The 21,332-nt window shown below is 34.6% G+C and carries 7 protein-coding genes; all 7 read left to right on the top strand.

The features are described from left to right. The first annotated feature begins 6 nt into the window (after positions 1–6). The 7 genes from ACQY6M_RS00785 to ACQY6M_RS00755 all read left to right on the top strand — a co-directional run bounded on the left by ACQY6M_RS00785 (position 7) and on the right by ACQY6M_RS00755 (position 21,330). Complete coding sequence (locus ACQY6M_RS00785; protein ID WP_428742792.1) at positions 7–1,842, top strand: PorP/SprF family type IX secretion system membrane protein; 1,836 nt, start codon at positions 7–9, stop codon at positions 1,840–1,842. Positions 1,843–1,887: 45 nt separating this feature from the next. Next, positions 1,888–16,260, top strand: a complete 14,373-nt coding sequence (locus tag ACQY6M_RS00780) for a T9SS type B sorting domain-containing protein (RefSeq protein ID WP_428742791.1) — start codon at positions 1,888–1,890, stop codon at positions 16,258–16,260. Positions 16,261–16,268: 8 nt separating this feature from the next. Then, positions 16,269–17,216, top strand: coding sequence for a PorP/SprF family type IX secretion system membrane protein (locus ACQY6M_RS00775; RefSeq protein WP_428742790.1), 948 nt, complete (start codon positions 16,269–16,271; stop codon positions 17,214–17,216). 67 nt (positions 17,217–17,283) lie between these two features. Beyond that, on the top strand, positions 17,284–18,132 hold the full coding sequence (rluF, locus tag ACQY6M_RS00770) for a 23S rRNA pseudouridine(2604) synthase RluF (RefSeq protein ID WP_428742789.1): 849 nt from the start codon (positions 17,284–17,286) through the stop codon (positions 18,130–18,132). A 71-nt stretch (positions 18,133–18,203) separates the two neighbouring features. Next, positions 18,204–19,334, top strand: coding sequence for a tRNA guanosine(34) transglycosylase Tgt (gene tgt / locus ACQY6M_RS00765; RefSeq protein WP_428742999.1), 1,131 nt, complete (start codon positions 18,204–18,206; stop codon positions 19,332–19,334). A gap of 24 nt (positions 19,335–19,358) precedes the next feature. Beyond that, positions 19,359–20,450: an LptF/LptG family permease gene (locus ACQY6M_RS00760; protein WP_428742788.1), complete on the top strand. Its 1,092-nt coding sequence runs from the start codon at positions 19,359–19,361 to the stop codon at positions 20,448–20,450. Continuing rightward, positions 20,431–21,330, top strand: coding sequence for a DMT family transporter (locus ACQY6M_RS00755; protein ID WP_428742787.1), 900 nt, complete (start codon positions 20,431–20,433; stop codon positions 21,328–21,330). The genes ACQY6M_RS00760 and ACQY6M_RS00755 overlap by 20 nt, the downstream gene beginning before the upstream one ends. Positions 21,331–21,332: the final 2 nt, after the last annotated feature.

Below are 21,332 nucleotides of genomic sequence, written 5' to 3'. Positions count from 1 at the left end.
GAATATATGATAAAAAAAATTACTTTCTTTATTGTAGTGGTGTTAAATGTGTTTGTTGTACAAGCACAATTTTCTAGTGGAGAACAAGAGTATAATGCTTTTAGTTCTCGTAACTTCATGAAATTTAACAGGTTCTTAACCGTGCCTACCTTTTCTGCTCTGAGAGAAAATAAAACATCATTGTCCGCAATAGTCAGGAATACTAATATTGATTTTGAAGATAATCCCAGATTATATCTTTTAGCTTACTCCGGAAAAATGCGGGAAAACGTTGGTGCAGGTATGGCAGTTTACCAACAAGAAGTAGGAATATTTAAAGATTTCGGTGCCTTAGCTAACTATGCGCACCGTTTGCAGTTAAATGAAACGATGGACTTAACCTTCGGATTTAACTTTTTGTATAGTAGAAGAAGTGCTGATGGGTTAAAAGTAAATTCAACAGAGCCAGACCCACAAGTAGCTAATTTTCAAGATATACCTATTGTGAATATACAACCTGCAATTACTTTATCAGTTGGTAAGTTTGATGTGGGAATTTTCTTTGAAAATTTGTTAGATTTTAACATGAAAAAGAGTGAGATGGTTACATCGTTTGGAGAAAAAACATTTTCAGGACATGTAATGTACTCACAAGAATTAACCTACGCTTCAGGTCTTTTTGAAGGAGCAGATATTAGACTTATGGCAGTTGCTAGAAAACCAGGCAACGGTGAATTTGGGTTATTAGCTAATGCTATTTTAGATTTACCAAAAGCAGGTTGGGTAAAAGTAGGATATGATAAAACCTACGGAATTTCAGCTGGTATGGGTGTGAATTTATCAGAAAATTTGGCAATAGGCTTTACATACGAAAAAAGCAGTCTTACAGCAACAAACGAAATAGGGCTGATTTATAATTTTGGAAAAAAATCGTTTGTTAGAGAGCGTCCTAAACGAAGAGGAGGTAATGTTAAAGTGGCTTTACCAGAGAGAGCTCCTCAAAAACAAATAGAATATAAGAATCCTGAACATAATGATCTGTCTGATGAAATTCAACAGGCTCAAGATTCTATTGATATTTTGAATAAAAAGATAGACCAAGTATTACGATTATTGAAGAATCAACCAGTTCCAAAAACAATAACTAATAATGTAATTATTAAAGATACTGTTCAAACTGTTAAAGATACTACGTTACGAAGAAGATCAGATACTCCATGGCGTAAGAGTACTATTACACGTTCTGGTGGTGGAGGTACTATGTATTATGTAATTTCTGATCAGTTTAGAAGTAAAGAAAATGCAGAAGCTTTAATTGAAAAATGGAAGCGATTAGATATTGAAGCGAAGTATGTGTTTGAGCCAAGAAAAAAATTATACTACGTGTATTTGGATAGGTTTGCTAAAGAAGAAGATGCACAAGAAAAAGTAGACGATTTTAATGATAAAACTCGTTTATTTGAAAAGAATGAGGATAAAAAAGATGATGCAACAATTAAAGTTAAAAAGACAACGAAAGATCCTGTATATGTGGTTAAAATTACCTTAGGTGGAGATGAAAGAGAAAGTTATGAAGAGCCTAAAACGCAACCACCAGCAAGGGTACGTACAATGGAGTTAGAAGGTGTAGAACCAGGATATTACTTGCAAGTATATGTGAATTCTCAAAAAGATTTAGCCGACAGAAATGTTGACGAATTGAGAAATGATGATATAGAAGCAGATTATTTTATAAATCCAAAAACGGGTTATATGCATATTTATATTTTTAAAACAGATAACAGAGAAGAAGCGATTAAGATGTATAATACAAACTTAAATGGAGCATTTTACGATCGTAAAACCATCGTACATATTAAATAAGAATACAAAAGAAGAACTTGATTAACTAATCCCCCCCCTGAGATTATGAAAAAAATAATTACTTTATTATTAATTGTATTACAGACCTTTTTTAGTTTTTCACAAGAAAAACCAAAATCAGTTTCAAAACCAATAAAAAAAGAAATAAATGAAACTGATGGATACAAAAATTTATTAGAAATTCTTTCTCAAGAAAATATGTTAAAACCTGTATCAGCAGCAGGTTTTAGCCAGCGTGTTATAAATCCTGATGGAAGTTCTGGAGGTATAAATATTAAAGGAGACATTACCTTTATAGCGAATAATGTTTTAAGTGTTGACGATAGTAGTCATGATCCTGAAGATCCTTATGATGGTTCAGAGTCTAATGGAAGTGTAAACATGCAATATATTGATATTGATGGAGATGCATCTACGTTTTCATCAAGTTCGGCTGAGTTAAACTTACCTACTTGTTCTAGAGTAGTATATGCTGGGTTATATTGGGCGGGAGTATATCAAACAGAAGATTGGAGCGATAAAAAATATGCAAGAACAGGTGATCCTACTGAAATAAAGTTTAAATTACCAGGAGGAGCTTATCAAGACATAAAGGCAGATGTAAATAATACTACAAGTAGGGAGTTAATTTATGATAATAATATAGCTTATATATGTTATAAAGATATTACTATAGATATTCAAGACCTAGCTACAACTAATCCTAATGGACATAACGGTACCTATGTGGGAGCTAATATTAGAGCAACAAGAGGAGATGACCCAAATGGTTTAGGAGGTTCAGGTGGATGGACTATGGTGATAATTTATGAAAACCAGACGAAGTCTAGTAAAAATATTTCAATTTTTGACGGTTTTGCAGATGTATACTATGGAAATGATGTGTCTCTATCTTATTCTGGTTTTACTACAGTACCAGTTGGTAATCCAGCCAATCCTGCGCCTGTAAGAGCAACATTATTAGCTGCTGCATTAGAAGGAGATAGAAGTATAAGGGGAGATAGTTTTCAATTTATAGATACAAATGGGAATCCTGTTGATCAGTATTCCACTAACGTAAATCGTAGACAATGGGAGTATGATTACACTATTAATAGTTGGGGATGGAGATATAATTTCTTTGACGGTTCTATCAGTGTAGACGATCAACATGTAACCTCTCGTACGCCTGATAGTGAAAATACTTTGGGATTTGATGTGGATTTATACCAGTTAAGTAACCCTAATAATAGTGTAATCACAAACGGTCAAACATCAGCAACTGTTAATTTTACTTCTAGCCAAGATAAGTATTGGCCTTTTTTAAATGCATTAGCAGTTGAGATAATTGAACCAGAGCTTCAAATGGTCAAGTCTGTAGTAGATAGTTCAGGAAATGATGTACAAGGAACCCCTGTTACCTTAGGGAGTGAGTTGTGGTATGATATCAGTTTTCAAAATGTAGGTACTGATGATGCAACTAATACAATTATAACGGACAGATTACCTAAAAATGTAGATTTATTAGAAACTGTAACTGGAGGTACTGTGTATAACGGTACCCGTTTTGATATAGATTTACCAGCAGGAGTAACAATAAATGACTATGAAGCTCCTTCAGTAGCTAATGGTTTTAGAGCTGAAGTAGAGTTTGCTATTCCAGATAGTATGGTACTAGAAGGGGGAGCAAAATACAATATTCGTTTGCATGTACAAGTGGTTTCTGATTGTAATCAATTACGTGATGTTTGTTCTAATCTTATTCAAAACCAAGCATTTGCTAGATATGATGGAGTTAGAGGAGGTTCATCAATAGATAACGAACCGAGTTATTCTGGTTTTGATGATTGTGATTTCGGTATAGTTGGGTCGTCAAACTTTTTAGTAGATATTGATGCTTGTGATTTCAGAAGAACTGAAGTACTTTGTGATGGCAGCTTACAGTTAACCGCAGGAGACGGTTTTGATACTTACAGATGGGAAGATGAAGACGGTAAATATATAGACAATACCCAAAGTATTACAGTCACCAGTGGAGGTACATATACAGTTACTAAAACAACAACATTAGGGTGTCTTACCAAACCTGAAATTATAGAGGTAATTAGTATAGCTGATGCGCCTAATCCATTAGAATCACCATTTGCTGATAGATTTAATACAGCTTGTGTCGGTAATGAAACTGAGCTAGCAGAAGTTTATTTATGTGGAGATGGTAACAGCACCAGAGATATCACATTGCCATTTGCAGGAACAACTACTAAAGCAGAGTGGTTCAAACTTAATGGAGATGGCGGTTGTGGTTATGATTATGAAACTAATAATTGTGCACCTACAGATACAGGTTGTTCATGGACATCATTAGGAACTGATTTAACGCAGTCTTTTAGTGATACAGGAGCCTATAAATTAGAAGTTTTATACGACGATTCATGTCTAAGAACCTATTATTTTAATGTTTTTAAAAATACGTTATCACCTACTATTATGTCTAAAGATATTATTTGTGGTACAGATGGTAGTATTGTAATTAATAGTGTTCCAAACGGTTATGAATATAGCTTGTCAGGAAATGGAACTACTACTCCGTTTCAAACGAGTAATTCCTTTGCAATCACACAACCAGGTACTTATACGGTAACTATTCGTTTGGCAGGATCTTCAGATACGGCATGTAGTTATGTGACAGAAAATATAAGCATACAAGAGTTAGACATTAACTTGAATGTACTTACAAATATTGATGCTTGTGGTGGGCTGTCTGAGCTTGTTGTACAAATAGAAAATGTTCCTGGAGGTTATTCGTATGAGATAAGAAAAGATAATGTATATATGACTGGTTCAAACGGTTATATAGACAGTAATGATCAAAGATATACCATAACTGAAAGTGGTACGTATCAAATTTTAGTAACCACAGAAGATGGTTGTTCTGAAAATGAAACAAGGGTAATAACCATACCAGACCCTGTTACATTATCAGCAGTAACAACAAAAAATATTACTTGTAAAGATGGAAGCTCGCCAGGAATAATAACATTAACACCAGGAGGTGGAACAGCGCCATATGAATTTGCAGTAATTTCAATCAACGGTACACCTGTAGCTGATGCAGACAAAGTATATTTTACTGATACTACCTATGAGGTAACTATGGGTAATGAAGGTACTTATGTTTTTGAACTTAGAGACGCTAACAATTGCACTACAACAGCGGAAGCAACAGTTGTTGTAGAACCAGAATTAGTGTTTACGGCAACACCAACACAAGTTTTATGTAATGGTGATACTAGCGGTTCAATAACAGTTAACTTGACAAGTGGTAGTACGTCAGGATATACATTAGCATATAGTATAGATGGCTTATCAACAACCAATAATACAGGTCTGTTTACAGGACTTGCTGCTGGAGATTACACAATTGATATTGTTGCATCAGCTAGTACTTACCAGTGTGCATATCAATTAACGACTACGATAACAGAGCCACCAGCATTAACTGCAGAAGTAGTAAAAGAAAGAGATTATAACTGTGGAGCAGGCGGTAAAGTAAGGTTTTTTAATGAAACTGGAGGAACAGGAGCTTATGAGTATGGTTTTGGTGTAGTTGATAGCAGTGGAAATGTAACTAGTATTACTTATTATTCTTTTGATGATAATGGATCTGCTGAAGCAGTATTTAATAGTTTGACTCCAGGGTTCTACCGCTTTTATATACGTGATGAAAATAACTGTGTATATGAAATACCAGGAGATATTGAGATTTTTGATTCTCCAAATGCACCACAATTAGTGCCAACTATAACATATAATTGTGATGGTACAGGAAATGTAGTATTAGGGCCACCTTCTGAGATTAAGAACAATTTTGAATATTCTTTGGATGATGGGCCAACAACAAATATTAATAATTTCCCAAATTTAGTACCAGGACCTCACAAAATCTTGGTGTATTATAAGGGGCAAGATTGTAGTACCTTAGTTAATTTTGTTATTGAAGAAAACCAAGCGTTTACAGGTAGTATCGTAGGATCTACGGATAGTGAATGCTATGGGTCAGATAATGGAACTGTTACTATTTCAGCCAGTAACGTAATTGGAGGAAGCTTTGAGTATTCTACAGATGGAGGAACTACTTGGTCAATGACTGCTGATAATCCATATAGAGTTGTAGGATTGGCAGCAGGAACATATAACATATTTATAAGAGAAACAGCTAACGGGCAAACTTGTCCAATAGACTTAGGAAATGTTGTTATTAATCAACCTGAGGAATTAACACTTTCTGCTTCAGCAACTCAAGAAGTAACTTGTAATACAGCAACAGGAACAATAACAGCTTCAGCTACAGGAGGAATTCCTCCTTATACGTTTAGTATTGATGGAGGGGCTACTTGGCAGTCATCTCCAGTATTTTCAAATGTACCACCAAGAGCAACTGATTACATTGTAATGGTTAGAGACAGTAGAAGTTGTAATGAATGTGGGTGTACAGCAAATTTATTTGAAAATGGTGGGTTTGAGTTACCTGCTAATTCAGCAACAACATATCAGCAAATGAATGAAGATTTAGTTCCAGGTTGGGATTCTACAGCTTCAGATAATTTGATTGAAATTTGGTATAATGGTTTTAATGGAGTTTCTGCTCATGAAGGCAATGCCTTTGCAGAATTAAATGCAAATACGGTTTCTTCTTTATACCAAGAGTATTGTACACAACCAGGAGACGTAATTAATTGGTCAGTAGCACACAGAGGTAGAAGTGGTGTAGATGAAGCAACTGTAAAAATAGGAAGTGATTTAGCTACGGCTTTAGTTGTTGAAACTATGAGTGATGGTACTTCTGCATGGGGGGTATATTCAGGTACATATACTGTTCCTGTAGGACAATCAACTACGGTTATTGCGTTTGATGCATTGTCAACAGCAGGAGGAAATAATACTGTAGGAAACTTTATTGATGATGTACAAATTAATATTAATAGAACTAACTGTGTACCAGTTAGTGTGCCTATAATAGAACCAACTTCTTTAGATTTTACGGTAACACCAGTAACATGTTATGATGGTAGTAATGGAACACTTACGGTTAATGTAACTTCAGGTAATGATGATTACCAGTTTAGTTTAGATGGTGGAACGACATGGCAAACACCTAATGCGGCAACACCAACAGAATACATTTTTGTAGGATTAACAGATGGTACTTATGATATTACCGTACAAGATGGTAAAGGCTGTAGCGATACACAACAAGGAACAATTCTTCCACAAGTTACAGCAACAATAGTGCCAGTAAGTGCTTCTTGTAATGATGGTCAAATACAGATAACTCCAAGTGGAGGTGATGGAAACTTTGTATTTGTTGTAGATAATGGAGGTACTCAAACTACGTATAATTCAAGTCCAATCACTGTGCCTGCAGGTACTTACACGGTATATATAAGAGATAAAAATGGAGGAGCAAATTACTGTGAGTATAGCGAAACAGTTACGGTAAATCAAATAATTGATCCAACTATAACAGCTAGTGCAGTACAACCAAAGTGTAGTGGAGAAACAGGTACTATTAATGCGACCGTAGCAAATGGTGCACCACCATATAATGTGACGGTTACAGGACCTACAACACCTGCTGCTCAAACAGGATTGACCTTAAACTATTCATTTATTGGTTTATCTGCTGGTAATTATACAGTTACAGTTACAGATGCTAATGGATGTTCGTCATCTACTACTGAAACAATAACAGTTCCAACTGCATTAACAGGAGGTAGTGCAGCGGCAACAGATTTGATGTGTAGTACTACAGGAACTGTTTTAGGAACAATTACGTTTACCGCACCAACAGGTGGAACACCTAATTATTTATATTTCTATAAGTTAACCTCAGATACCAATTACACACAAGCAGGTAGTACTACGGTAACAAATTTAGATCCAGGAACCTATGATACAAGAGTGGTAGATGCGAACGGTTGTATTTTAGATTTAAATCAAGTAACTATTGCCGATTTACCAACTGAGCCAACTTTAGCTAGTTCAATAGCATATAATTGTGATGGTACAGGAAATATTGATGTTGTAGTAACTCCTTTAGATCCAAGTTATATATATACGTTGGATGGAGGAGCTCCGCAAACAGGAAACAATGTGTTTACTAATATTGCTGTAGGACCTCATACGATTTCTGTAGAGTACGGTAGTAGTTGTACAACAGATATAACCGTAAATGTTGAACCTGATCAAGAGTTTACTGCTGCAATTATAGGAAATTCTAAAACCTGTATTGGAAGCAATGATGGTACAATTACTGTGGAAACTTATTTCCCATCAAGCGCGCCAACTTCATTTGAATACAATGCAAATGGATCAGGATGGCAAGCAGCAGGAACAAATCCTTTTACAATTACTGGTTTACCAGTAGGACTTAATACAATTGAAGTACGCCCAAATAGTGTTTCACCAGCAGCGTGTGTTGTAACATTGCAAGAAACATTAGTAGATCCTACACCTATTGTTGTAACTGCGCCAATAACAAAAGAAATAACATGTAATCCTGCTACAGGAGCAACAATTACACCAGATGCTACTGGAGGTAATGGAGCGGTATATACTTACGAATTATTTGATGCTACCAACACTTCGGTTTCAACTACAAATCCATTTACGAATATACCTGCGGGTTCATATACTGTAGTAGCGACAGATCGTTTAGGTTGTACTGGGTCTGTAGCTGTAACAGTTAATCCAATAGTAACTGTAACTTTTGATGCTGTACCTCAATGTTATGATGGAACAAACGGACAAATTGATGTGACAGTTAATTCAGGTAATGGTGATTACACATTTAGTTTAAACGGAACTACATGGCAAACACCAACACCTTTAACATCAAATACCTATACATTCTCTGGACTATCTAGTGGAAATTACACGGTATATGTACAAGACGGTAGAGGTTGTACAGAAAACATGGTTGTTACAATCAATCCACAATTATTTGCTACAGCTACACCAACCAATGCAAGTTGTAATCCTACAGGAGAAATCTTAATAAATCCTACAGGAGGTACAGGAGCAGGAACCTATGAGTTTGCTGTTATTTCAGATGGATCACCAGCTCCAACAGCTACAGATTATAGCGCAACAAATCCTGTTACAGGTTTAGCTGCAGATACGTATGATGTATATGTAAGAGATGATGCAGGTTGTGAATACGTGATACAAAATATTGTGATAGCTTCTGTTCCTCCATTAGAGATAACAGCTACAGCTAATCAGCCAACTTGTAATGGAGATACAGGAAGTATTGATGTAGCAATTGTAGCTAATACAGGAGAAGCTCCTTATACTATTACAATTTCGGATAGTGGAGGAGGATATACAAATACAATTAATAATTTTGTAGGATCTAGTATAAGTTTTGACAATTTAGCGGTAGAAACCTACACCATTACAATTACAGATGCTTTAGGTTGTGTTGATACTGAAACAGCAACATTAACAAATCCTCCAGCTCTTGTGATGGATATAGAAGAAGTTTTAGCTCCTAATTGTGGGAATGATCCTTTATTAACAGGTTTCAATTTTATCAATATAAACCCTGCTGATTATTTACCAAACACATTACAATATAGTATAGATAATGGGGTAACATGGGTAGATTTTACTACCACTAATGGTCAAATAAGAAATCTAAATTCAGGTGATGTAGTACATCCTGTATTACGAACAATTGATGGATCAGGTACTACATTATGTTTGATTGCGTATGGTCCGTATGAAATTCCTTACAACGTTACAGGTTTAATTGTAAATCCAATAATTGATACAGGAGATTGTACAGCTGGTTTAACCGTAACTGTTGAAGCGATTAATGGTTCACCTGCTTTTATGTTTGCTATCAATTCACCTGCTAGTGGTTGGTTTCCTGCGGATGCACTTAATAATGGAACGCTTAATGACCCAGATAGAACTAGAACCTTTACAGGATTAACACCAGGAGTAGACTATGATTTCTTCGTAATGGATGGTAATGGTTGTATAGAAATGAATAATGAAAATATTTATGCTGATTTTACTCCAACAGTATTAATTACTGGCACAGTAAACAATCAAGCATGTTTTGGAGCTAATTCAGGACAAATAACATATTCAATAAATGATGTAAGTGGAGATTTATCGAATGACTTTACTTGGACATTGTATAAAAGAGATGCAAACAACGAAGGAGTAGCAGTAGCAGGGTATACTAATATAGCACAAACAGGAGATTCTGATATTGTTGTAACTGGTTTAGCTCCTGGTACATATTACATTGTTTTATCAAACACTGGAGGTGTGGCTTGTGAGTTTGGTGCTCAAGATGTAGAAGTTATTGAAGGAACCGAAATTTCAGGGCAAGTAACCAAAGTAAGAGATATTACTTGTAGTGTAGATGGTTTAGTAAGAATTGAAAATGTAGTAGGAGGTTTCCCTGGATATACGTATACTTTTAATGTAACAAATGGTACCGGAGTTTTATCAGGTAATACAATTACTGTTGCGGCAAGTACTGTAACAGGTTCACCAGTAACTGTTGAAGCTTTTGCTGAAGATACCAATGGTTGTGGACCAGTTAGTTTAGGTACAGTAGCTTTAACTTTAAGTCCATCACCTAATATTGTTTCTGCAATTCCAGCAAGCTGTGATGTAAATAAAACAATAACAATCAATGTTAATAATGGTACAGCTCCTTATAGTTATTCTATTGATGGAGGGACAACATTTATATCGACAACAACTAGTACTACATATGTAGCTGAAGGATTAACCCCAGGAAGTTATGATATTGTAGTTAGAGATAATAATGGATGTACAGATACTGCAACTGGAATAATTGTAAATCCAGATATTGATTTTAATTTGAGTATATCTCAAAATGCTACTTGTGTACCAGGTAATGATGGAGAAGTACTCTTAAATATAACTTCTGGTACAGGAGGTAACTACAATTATTCGTTTGATACAGGGGCAGCAGGTACGATAAATTCTCCTGGAACTTCTGTTACTGTTGGTTCATTAGCACCAGGAGTACATAATGTAACGGTTACCGATGTAACTTCAGGATGTTCAGTAATCAAATCAATTACTGTTCAAGATCCAGTAAATCCAAGCTTTACATATATAGCAGAAAACAGTTTATGTTCAGGAGATAATTCAGGAACGATAACTTTAACGGCTATTGATAATGGTATTTTACCAGTGACTTATACAATTAGTCCAGTAGCAGGTACATATGATGGTGATAGTACATTTACTAATTTACCTCCAGGTACATATACAGTTACAGGAACGGCAGCAAATGGTTGTACTACACCAGTATCTAATATTGTAATAGATGAATATGCTCCAATTGCAGCTAGTACACCAATTGTAACAGAGTTTGCATGTACAACAGGAAATACTGTAAATGTTGCTACGGTAGAATTACCAACAGGTACTGCTGGTGGTTCAGGAACTTATACACGAGTAGTGTTTACTTATGATCCTGCAGATGGAAGTGCAGATGAAACATTAGATTCAAACAGCTTCACATTTACTACATCAAATACAGCAGGAGGTACAGTAAATATCGATGTGTATGATGATAAAGGATGTTTAGGAACAACTTCGGCAACGATAGCTCCTTTTGATGCACTTTCAAATCCTATTGTAACATTAGATACCGCAATTACTTGTAGTGCAGGTGCAGATATTACAGTTACTTATACTTCAACTTTAGCTTCTGCAACAAATATTACAATTGAAGGAATCAATGGTAATGCTTATGCAGCTGTAACACAGAATGGAGTTACAGCAGGAGACTTTGATAATTTACCAACAGGAGATTATCAAATAACAATTGCAAACCCAACTACAGGGTGTGAATTAGTGACTTATTATACAGTTGATGAAGAGCCTGTGTTTGATTTGTTAATTACTGATGTAATGAATGAATCTTGTAGAGAGAACGATGATGCTAGTGTGTTAATGAGCTTTAGTTCTTCAACGCCATATTTAGGACAATATGACTATGTTGTTTATGATGCAAGTGATGATTCAATTTACAGAACTGTAACTGGACAAACAGGAGATTCTCCAATTGCTAATTTAGATGCAAACCCTGGAACTTCTCGTACGTATTATGTTATTGTTACAATGACAAATACACCAAATTGTCAAGCTAGAACTCCTAACTTTACTGTTTACCAACCAGCTCAATCATTATTGGTTTCTGCTGTAGTTGCCCCATTAGTAAGTTGTACAAATGCTTCTGATGCTACAATTACAGCCACTGCTACAGGAGGTTGGGGTAATTACGAGTATCAATTAGAAGATCTTGTAGGAACGGTATTGGTTACATATAACGCTAGTAATATTTTTACAGGAATTGCTTCAGGTGATTATAGAGTACGTGTAAGAGATGGAAATGGATGTCCTCGTTCTACTACTGTAACTGTTGCGAATCCAACACCAGTAACATTTAGTGTAATTGAGAATGATAATGTGTGTGATACCTCTGTAGGAGGTAGTATTACAGTGAATGCTGCTGGAGGTACGGGCACATATACATATACCTTATCAAATGCAGGTGGAGTTGTAGAAACTCAAATTTTAAATGCAACTACCTATACATTTACGAATTTATCAGCTGATGATTATACTGTTAATGTGGTAGATTCTAACGGATGTGATGCAGGTACACCAACAGATGTTACAATCAATCCAGATGTAAACTTCTCGTTAGTTGAAACGAAGAAAGTAGATTGTTCTGCTTCACCAGATGGTATTGTAACGGTTGATTTGGTTAACTGGACTTCTGGAACTAGTACTTACCAATATGATGTAGTAGGTTCTGTAGATGGAGTTTTAGTAACTGGAGGAACAGTGACTAGTGACCCATTCACAATTACAATTCCTAGTACGTATACAACACCGCAAACGTATACAGTTTCGGTACGTGATTTAGATGCTACACCAGTATGTGATGTGTCGAGAGATATTGTTATTCAACCAGAAATTAGACCTGTATTTACAGCTATTGCAACAGTAAATAATATTTGTAATGGAAGTTCAGATGGCGTAATTCAGTTAAATGCAACTGATAATGGAATTGTACCATTGACGTACTCAATAACTTCTGCTCCTGCAGGAGCAGCGGCAGGAGCTACATTTAATGCTACAAACCAAACCTATGAGAATTTAGTAGCAGCGACGTATACTATTACAGCGCAAGGAACAAATGGATGTACAACAGATGTATCTGTAACAATAGATGAGAATCCAGTAATAGATATCTCAAACGCTATTACAGTAACGCAGTTTGCTTGTACAACAGGTAATACCGTTGATACTGCAATAATAGTAGTAGATAAAGGAGCGATTACAGGAGGTACAGGAAAATATGTACGAGTTGTTTTTGAAGATTCTACAGGTAATGTATTACAAGATGATAGTAACTTTACTTATATATCGACTGATTTAGCAGGAGGAGATTATACTGTAAAAGTATATGATGAAAACACAGATTGCTTTGTATCTCGAGTAGTTACTATTAATCCATTTACACCAATGACGGATGCTACTATAACTGTAAATAAAGCCATTGACTGTAGTACAGGTGAAAATATTACTGTAAAAGTAAATCCAGATATAGCAAATGCAGTATATACAATTACGGGAGCTACAACAGGAACAACAAGCACTCAAACAGTTGCAGTAGCAACTGATTCAGCAGTATTTACAAATTTACCAGCTGATAATTATACAATTGAAATTTTAAATCCAGTAACAGGCTGTATTTTAAAAGCATATCATACTGTAGATCCAGCACCAGTATTTGACATATTGGTAACTAATATCCAAAGAGCATGTTTTGGAGGAACTGGAGGTGTTGATATAAGCTTTGATCCAGTAAACCCTTATACTGATATATACAATTATGAAGTATTTACTTTAGCTGGAGTATCTGTAGGAACAGGTTCAGGAACTGGAGGTACACCAACAACAATTACAGGTTTAGTACCAGGTGAGTACTATGTAGTAGTAACAATGCCAAATACACCATTCTGTACGGTTCAAACAGTAAACTTTGAGATTGCTCAACCAGATAATGATCTAACCTTATCTAGTCAGTTAACTTACTTAAAGTGTACTCCTGCAAATTCAGGAGCGGTTAACTTGACGGCTAATGGAGGTTGGAGTGGTTACCAGTATGAATTGGTAAATAATACAACAGGTACAACAGTACAATCATTTAATAACAATGCAATAATTACAGGTTTAGTTGCTGGTGATTATACAGCTACAGTTAGAGATATTAATGGATGTATTGAGACAACAACATTCTCATTAACACCAGGAATAACTATAACAGGCAACTATCAAGTAACACCAAACGTGTGTGAAGGTGAATACTCAGCAACGATTGAAGCTATAGGTGTAGCAGGAGGTCAAACACAAGATCCTAATTTAGCATATACCTATATATTAGAGTATCCTAACGGAACAAGAACAGCAAGTCAATCGTCTCCAATTTTTGCAAATTTACCAGCAGGTAATGGTTATTCTATAATTGTGGCAGACGGATATTCTTGTGATGGTCTTATTGGTCCAATTGATATTGTAGACCCTATTAAAGTAGCGGCTTCTGCAGAAATTATTGGAGATATTACTTGTAATGACCCTCAAGCTGCTGTAGAAGTTACAGGAGCAGGAGGTGCAGGTCCTTATACTTTCAGTATGGACGGAATAACGTATACTACAACGCCAGCTGCTAGTTATACATTCAATGTCGATGCAGGAACTTATCTATTCTACGCAAGAGATACTGAGTTATGTGTGTCAGAACCTACTACAGTTACAGTTGGAGCATATGTGCCACTTGTAGCAACATTAAATACAGAGTCAGCTTTCATTACTTGTAATGGTGACAGTAATGCAGTATTATCGGCTGAAGTACAAGGAGGTTTTGCAAACTATGAATACCAATTATTAGATGGAAATGATACTCCAATAGATGGAACTTGGCAAGCATCAAATATCTTTAGTGGTTTAGATGTTGGTACCTATAAAATTAGTGTAAGAAGTACCAATAGATTTGGTGTTGTATGTACTGCTGTTACGGGAGCATATACTATAACAGAGCCGTTACCATTACAAGCTGATGTAATACCAACAGCTGTAACATGTTTTGGAGGTAATGATGGAACTATTACAGTTAATGCACAAGGAGGAAATAATGATTACGAATTTAATATTGTATCTGATCCTAGTAGCCCAGAATTCCCAGAAACTAAGTTTGTGAAGAATAATGTGTTCGAAAACTTAAGCGCAGGTGTTTACTGGATTACAGTAAAAGATGTGGTAGGTTGTATTTTGGCTCCTATAAGAGTTGAAGTTACTCAACCAGAGGAATTTACAGCTGCGTTAACAGGAGTAAATGAACAAACATGTATATATAATCCAACTCCAACAATTACTTTAGATGTACAAGGAGGAACACAACCTTATTATGTAAGTATTAATAATGTTGAGTTGTCTACTCCTTACACATCGAATACAATCGTATTAGGAGCTGGTGAAAATATCCAAGGAGGTACATTCTATTATATTACGGTTAGAGATGAGGCAGGTTGTAACCCAGCAGCACCAATAACTTTAACTACTGCTGAGCCTGTAGATTTACAGTTAACAGTTGATTTAGAATACACTTGTCCTACAGGTAATGTTATTATGGCGATAGTTGATGAAGCTTATAGAAATGATGTGTCATATACCTTATACGATGGTAATGGAAGCCCAGTAACAACAAATGCGACAGGAGAATTTATTGATGTGCCAGCAGGAAATGGTTACACAGTTACAGCTACTCACACAATAACTTCGTGTTCTGAAAGTTCTACTAGTAGTCCAATTAGTGTAGTGGATTATCAACCATTAACAATGACTATTGACGATTCGGTTAAGAATACATTAATAGCGAATGCAGATTTTGGATTACCACCATATGAGTATAGTGTAGATGGAGGAGCTTTTGGACCAGATAATGAGTTCTTAATCTTACAAACAAAAGACTATACCATTACAGTAAGAGATGCAAGAGGATGTGAGGTTACGTTAACGGTTAGAGGTGAGTATATAAGTATCTTTGTGCCAAATCTATTTACTCCAGATGGAGACGGAATAAATGATTACTGGTACCCAAGAGAGGTTGAAGATTATCACGAAATTAGAGTATATATCTATGATAGATATGCACGTAATATTGCAGATTTTAAAGGTGTAATAGAAGGATGGGATGGTACTTATGAAGGTACACCGTTACCATCAGGTGATTACTGGTATACAATTAATTTCAAAGAGTTATCAGGACAAGAGAAGAAGATCATGGGACATTTTACACTATATAGATAAAATAAGAAATGAGAAAAATATTAATAATTTTAAGTGTAGTATTTTGTAGTGTAAAACTTTCTGCACAAGAAGTTGAATTACCACAGTATGTAAGTCATTTAGCGGATAACCCATTTTTAATATCACCTACTTATGCAGGTATTGGTACAGGATTACAAATTCGATTAAATGGAGTAAGTCAGTGGATAGGTGTTAAAGATGCACCCGATACACAATCGTTAACTGTCGAAGCACGTATTGCTGATACTTTTGGTGGAGGTATTACCGTTTTTAACGATAAAAATGGGTATACATCACATAAAGGAGCTAAATTATCATTTGCAAGTCACTTAACATTAAGTGACTTTCATGATAGTTTTTTATCATTTGCTTTAAGTTATAGTTTTATTCAATTTGGAATCGATACTTCAGAAAATAATTCTGGACAGATTGTTCCAAACAGAACATTAAACAACTCAAACTTTGATGTGGGAATTTTATATCGTTATGAACGATTTAGTATTACTGCAAATGTGGTAAATATCTTAAACAAAGAGATCGAAAATTTTCAAACAGGAGAACCAGAGATATTAAGAAAGTATAACTTTTTTGCCTCATATACTTTGGCAAGAATCAGTAGAGACTTTGAGTTAGAGCCATCAATGTTGGTAGAGTATAGAGAGGCAGATAAACGTTCTAGAACCGATATGAACATTAAAGCTAGAAAAGGTGTCAGAGATGGGTATGTTTGGGCAGGTTTAAGTTATACGTTCTTAAATGATCAGTTCTTTCAGCCTAATGCTATAGCACCATTATTTGGTTTAAAAAAGAACAACTTATATGTGTCGTATGGATTTAGTATCAATATGAATAAAACGCAAGATTTTAACTATGGTACGCATATGATTACTCTTGGGTTTGATTATGAAAGGAGACCAAGTTTAGCACGTTGTACGCAAAAAATGGTTATCTTTTAAAAGTTAAAAAGCATAAATTATTAAATCCTCAAGTGTTAGCTTGAGGATTTTCTTTTTCTTTGCATTAATGGAAAATAATAACGATACATCAATTAACCTTAATAAGTACATTAGTAGTACAGGTATTTGTTCACGTCGTGAAGCAGAACGCTTTATTACCGAAGGAAGAGTTACCATTAATGGGAAACCTACAGAATTAGGAAATAGGGTACATCAAGGAGATGTAGTTAAAATTGATGGAAAGCCATTAAAAGCGAAACCCAAAACAATTTACATTGCATTAAATAAACCTGTTGGTATTGTTTGTACTACAGATAGTAAAGAGCGAAAAAATATAGTAAAGTTTGTAGGGCATCCTCAAAGATTATTTCCTATCGGACGATTGGATAAACCATCGGAAGGACTAATTTTCTTAACCAATGATGGTGATATCGTTAATAAAATTCTGAGAGCAGGAAACAACCATGAAAAAGAATATATTGTATCGGTTGATAAACCTTTTGATGAACGTTTTATACAAAAAATGAGTAATGGTATTCCAATTTTAGGAACCATGACCAAGAAGTGTAAAGTAGAACGTATAAATAATATTACTTTTAAGATAACTTTAGTGCAAGGCTTAAACCGTCAAATACGCCGTATGTGTGAGTATTTAGGCTACGAAGTAATAAAACTCAAGCGCACAAGAATTATGAATGTAACTTTAGGAAATTTAAAAGTAGGTGAGTGGCGTGAATTAACATCCAAAGAAATGGATGAAATTAATAAGCTGGTAGCCAGTTCATCAAAAACAGAAGAAGCTTCAAAAAAGGATGTTACAACGAGCTCAAAATCAACTTCAACTTCAAAGAAGAGTACATCATCAAAGAAAAAAAGAGATTTTAAAAATAAGTTTGGAAGAAGAAGAAAGTATTAAAAAACCAGTAATAAGAAACTTTTAACTTTCTACATTTCAACATTCAACTTACATGTGTATCTTTGCCACTTATGCAATTTGACTTAAAAATAACCGACCCCAAAAGTAAAGCGCGTGCAGGTGTTATTACCACTGACCACGGAACTATCGAAACTCCTATTTTTATGCCTGTAGGTACAGTAGCTACTGTTAAAGGAGTACATCAATCTGAATTAAAAGATGAAGTTAATCCTGATATAATTTTAGGAAATACATACCATTTATACTTGCGTCCGCAGACATCAATCTTAGAACAAGCAGGTGGATTACATAAGTTTATGAACTGGGATCGTAATATTTTAACTGATAGTGGAGGGTACCAAGTGTATTCGTTATCAGGAAGAAGAAAGATTAATGAAGAAGGAGTAAAGTTTAAAAGTCATATTGATGGTTCTTTACATTTCTTTACGCCAGAAAATGTAATGGAAATTCAACGTTCTATTGGGGCTGATATTATTATGGCTTTTGATGAATGTACACCATATCCGTGTGATTATTCGTATGCAAAACAATCAATGCATATGACACATCGTTGGTTAAAACGTTGTGTAAATCACCTAGAAAAAGTTCCACCAAAGTATGGGTATAATCAAACATTATTTCCAATTGTACAAGGAAGTACATATACCGATCTCCGTAAGCAATCAGCTGAATTTATTGCTTCAGTAGGAGCGGAAGGAAATGCTATTGGAGGTTTGTCTGTTGGAGAGCCAGCTGAGGAAATGTATGCAATGACCGAAGTGGTAACAGCAATTTTACCAGAAGATAAGCCACGTTATTTAATGGGAGTAGGAACACCTATTAATATTTTAGAGAATATTGCTTTAGGAGTAGATATGTTCGACTGTGTAATGCCCACACGTAATGCCCGAAATGGAATGTTGTTTACGGCACATGGTAGCATTAACATTAAAAATAAAAAGTGGGAAAATGATTTTTCTCCAATTGACGAAATGGGAATTACATGGGTAGATACTATGTATTCTAAAGCTTATTTACGTCATTTATTTGCCTCAAGAGAAATGTTAGGTAAACAAATAGCCTCTATTCATAATTTAGGATTCTATTTATGGTTAGTACGTGAAGCACGTAAGCATATTTTAGCAGGTGATTTTGCTACATGGAAAGACAAAATGGTGAAACAAATGGACAAACGTTTGTAAATTTTAATATAAAACTAAGATTTTTTGAAAATTCTTGATTGGTACATATTAAAACGTTATTTGGTAACTTTTTTGTTCACCTTATTAATTTTAATACCTATTGCAGTAGCTATTGATATTGCTGAAAAAATAGATAAGTTTTTACGCCATGAAAACTTAACTTTTTTTGAAATCGCTAACGATTACTATAAAAACTTTATCATTTACTATGCTAATACATTTATGCCATTAGCATTGTTTATTGCTGTTATTTTGTTTACCTCAAAACTAGCCAGTAATACAGAAATTGTAGCAATTAATAGTGCACAAGTGTCGTTTACTAGATTTTTGTATCCATATTTTATAGGAGCATCAATTGTATGTTTGGTGGCACTATCGATGAATCATTTCTTTGTGCCATCGAGTAGCAAAACAAGAAAGGCATTTGAAAAGGAATATTTAAAAAAGAAAAAATACGCCGACACATCAATAAGAGAATTCAGTTTACAGCTAAATGATAGTACTTATATGTATATTCAGAATTTTGATTTGAAACGAAATTCAGGGTACAATTTTTCCATTGACTTATATGATGGTATTGAACTAAAAAGTAAGCTTACAGCAGATAATATAAACTGGAATGAAAAAGACAGTATTTTTAAGCTATATACTTGGAAAAAACGTAAAATATTTAAAGAAAGGGATAGTATTTCTTCAGGTAAAAGTTTAGACACTACTTTTACCTTTACACCTAGCGACTTTAATTATAAAAATATTATGGCTCAGGAAATGAGTTCCCCTGAGTTAATTAAATTTATAGAGGTTTCTAGAAAAAGAGGAATCAAAAACCTAAATGCTTATTTAGTTGAACTATACAAACGCACAAGTTTACCTATTGCTTGTTATATACTAACCTTAATAGCTGTAGGTTTAGCTCATAAAAAAGCAAGAGGAGGTATAGGTGTTAATTTGGCCATAGGTATTTCTGTAATGTTTATTTATGTATTCTTTTTAAAAGTAGCAGAAGTATTAGGAGCAGTGGCTGGTGCAAATGCCTTATTGAATGTTTGGGTACCAAATATTGTTTTTGGGTTATATGCTATTTATCTATATATCAATGCAAGGAGAAAAACTTAAAAACTACCTGCACCTACATTTAATCGTTTTTATTTGGGGTTTTACAGCAATACTTGGAGCGCTAATATCTATTGATGCAGTTCCGTTAGTTTGGTACCGCATGTTATTAGCTGTAATTTTTATAGCTTTCTATTTTGTCATCAAAAAGAAGTCTTTTAAGGTTGAAGAAAAGTCTTTAATCAAGTTTGCTATTTCAGGAATAATCATAGCTATACACTGGATTACCTTTTTTAAAGCTATTAAAGTTTCTAATGTTTCTGTAGCTTTAGTTACTATGAGTACAGGAGCATTTTTTGCTTCATTAATAGAACCTTTCTTTTTTAAAAGAAGAATAAAGTTGATCGAGATAATTCTAGGGTTATTAGTTATCGTTGGCTTATACATCATATTCAATTTTGAAAGTCAATATACTTTAGGAATTATCTATGCCTTAATTTCCGCTTTTTTGTCTGCTTTATTTGCAGTGTTAAATGGATTATACATAAAAAAACATAAAGCAGAAGTCATTTCATTTTATCAATTATTATTTGGGGTATTAGGAGTAACACTTTACTTACTATTTACACAACAATTCTCATTAGAATTTTTTCAATTACAATTAACTGATTGGATATATCTGTTTGTATTAAGTAGTATTTGTACTGCCTATGCATTCATAGCATCTGTACATGTAATGAGATATTTAACCCCCTATACGGTAATGTTAACTATTAATTTAGAACCTGTATATGCTATCGTTTTAGCATTAATAGTTTTTGGAGAAAAAGAACAAATGAATGCAGGGTTTTATTACGGAGCTCTTGTAGTTTTATTGGTGGTGTTACTTAATGGAATTTTAAAAAACGCCACTTCAATAAAAAATAAAATCAAGAAAAAATAGTA

This window comes from Tenacibaculum sp. (genome assembly GCF_050290165.1).
In the GTDB taxonomy this organism is placed as follows: Bacteria; Bacteroidota; Bacteroidia; order Flavobacteriales; family Flavobacteriaceae; genus Polaribacter.
This window is presented reverse-complemented; position numbering and strand designations above follow the sequence as displayed.

Coding starts and splice junctions, on each gene's coding strand:
- ACQY6M_RS00785 (WP_428742792.1), top strand. CDS start 7: ATGATAAAAAAAATTACTTTCTTTATTGTAGTGGTGTTAAATGTGTTT.
- ACQY6M_RS00780 (WP_428742791.1), top strand. CDS start 1,888: ATGAAAAAAATAATTACTTTATTATTAATTGTATTACAGACCTTTTTT.
- tgt (WP_428742999.1), top strand. CDS start 18,204: ATGCAATTTGACTTAAAAATAACCGACCCCAAAAGTAAAGCGCGTGCA.
- ACQY6M_RS00755 (WP_428742787.1), top strand. CDS start 20,431: ATGCAAGGAGAAAAACTTAAAAACTACCTGCACCTACATTTAATCGTT.
- rluF (WP_428742789.1), top strand. CDS start 17,284: ATGGAAAATAATAACGATACATCAATTAACCTTAATAAGTACATTAGT.
- ACQY6M_RS00775 (WP_428742790.1), top strand. CDS start 16,269: ATGAGAAAAATATTAATAATTTTAAGTGTAGTATTTTGTAGTGTAAAA.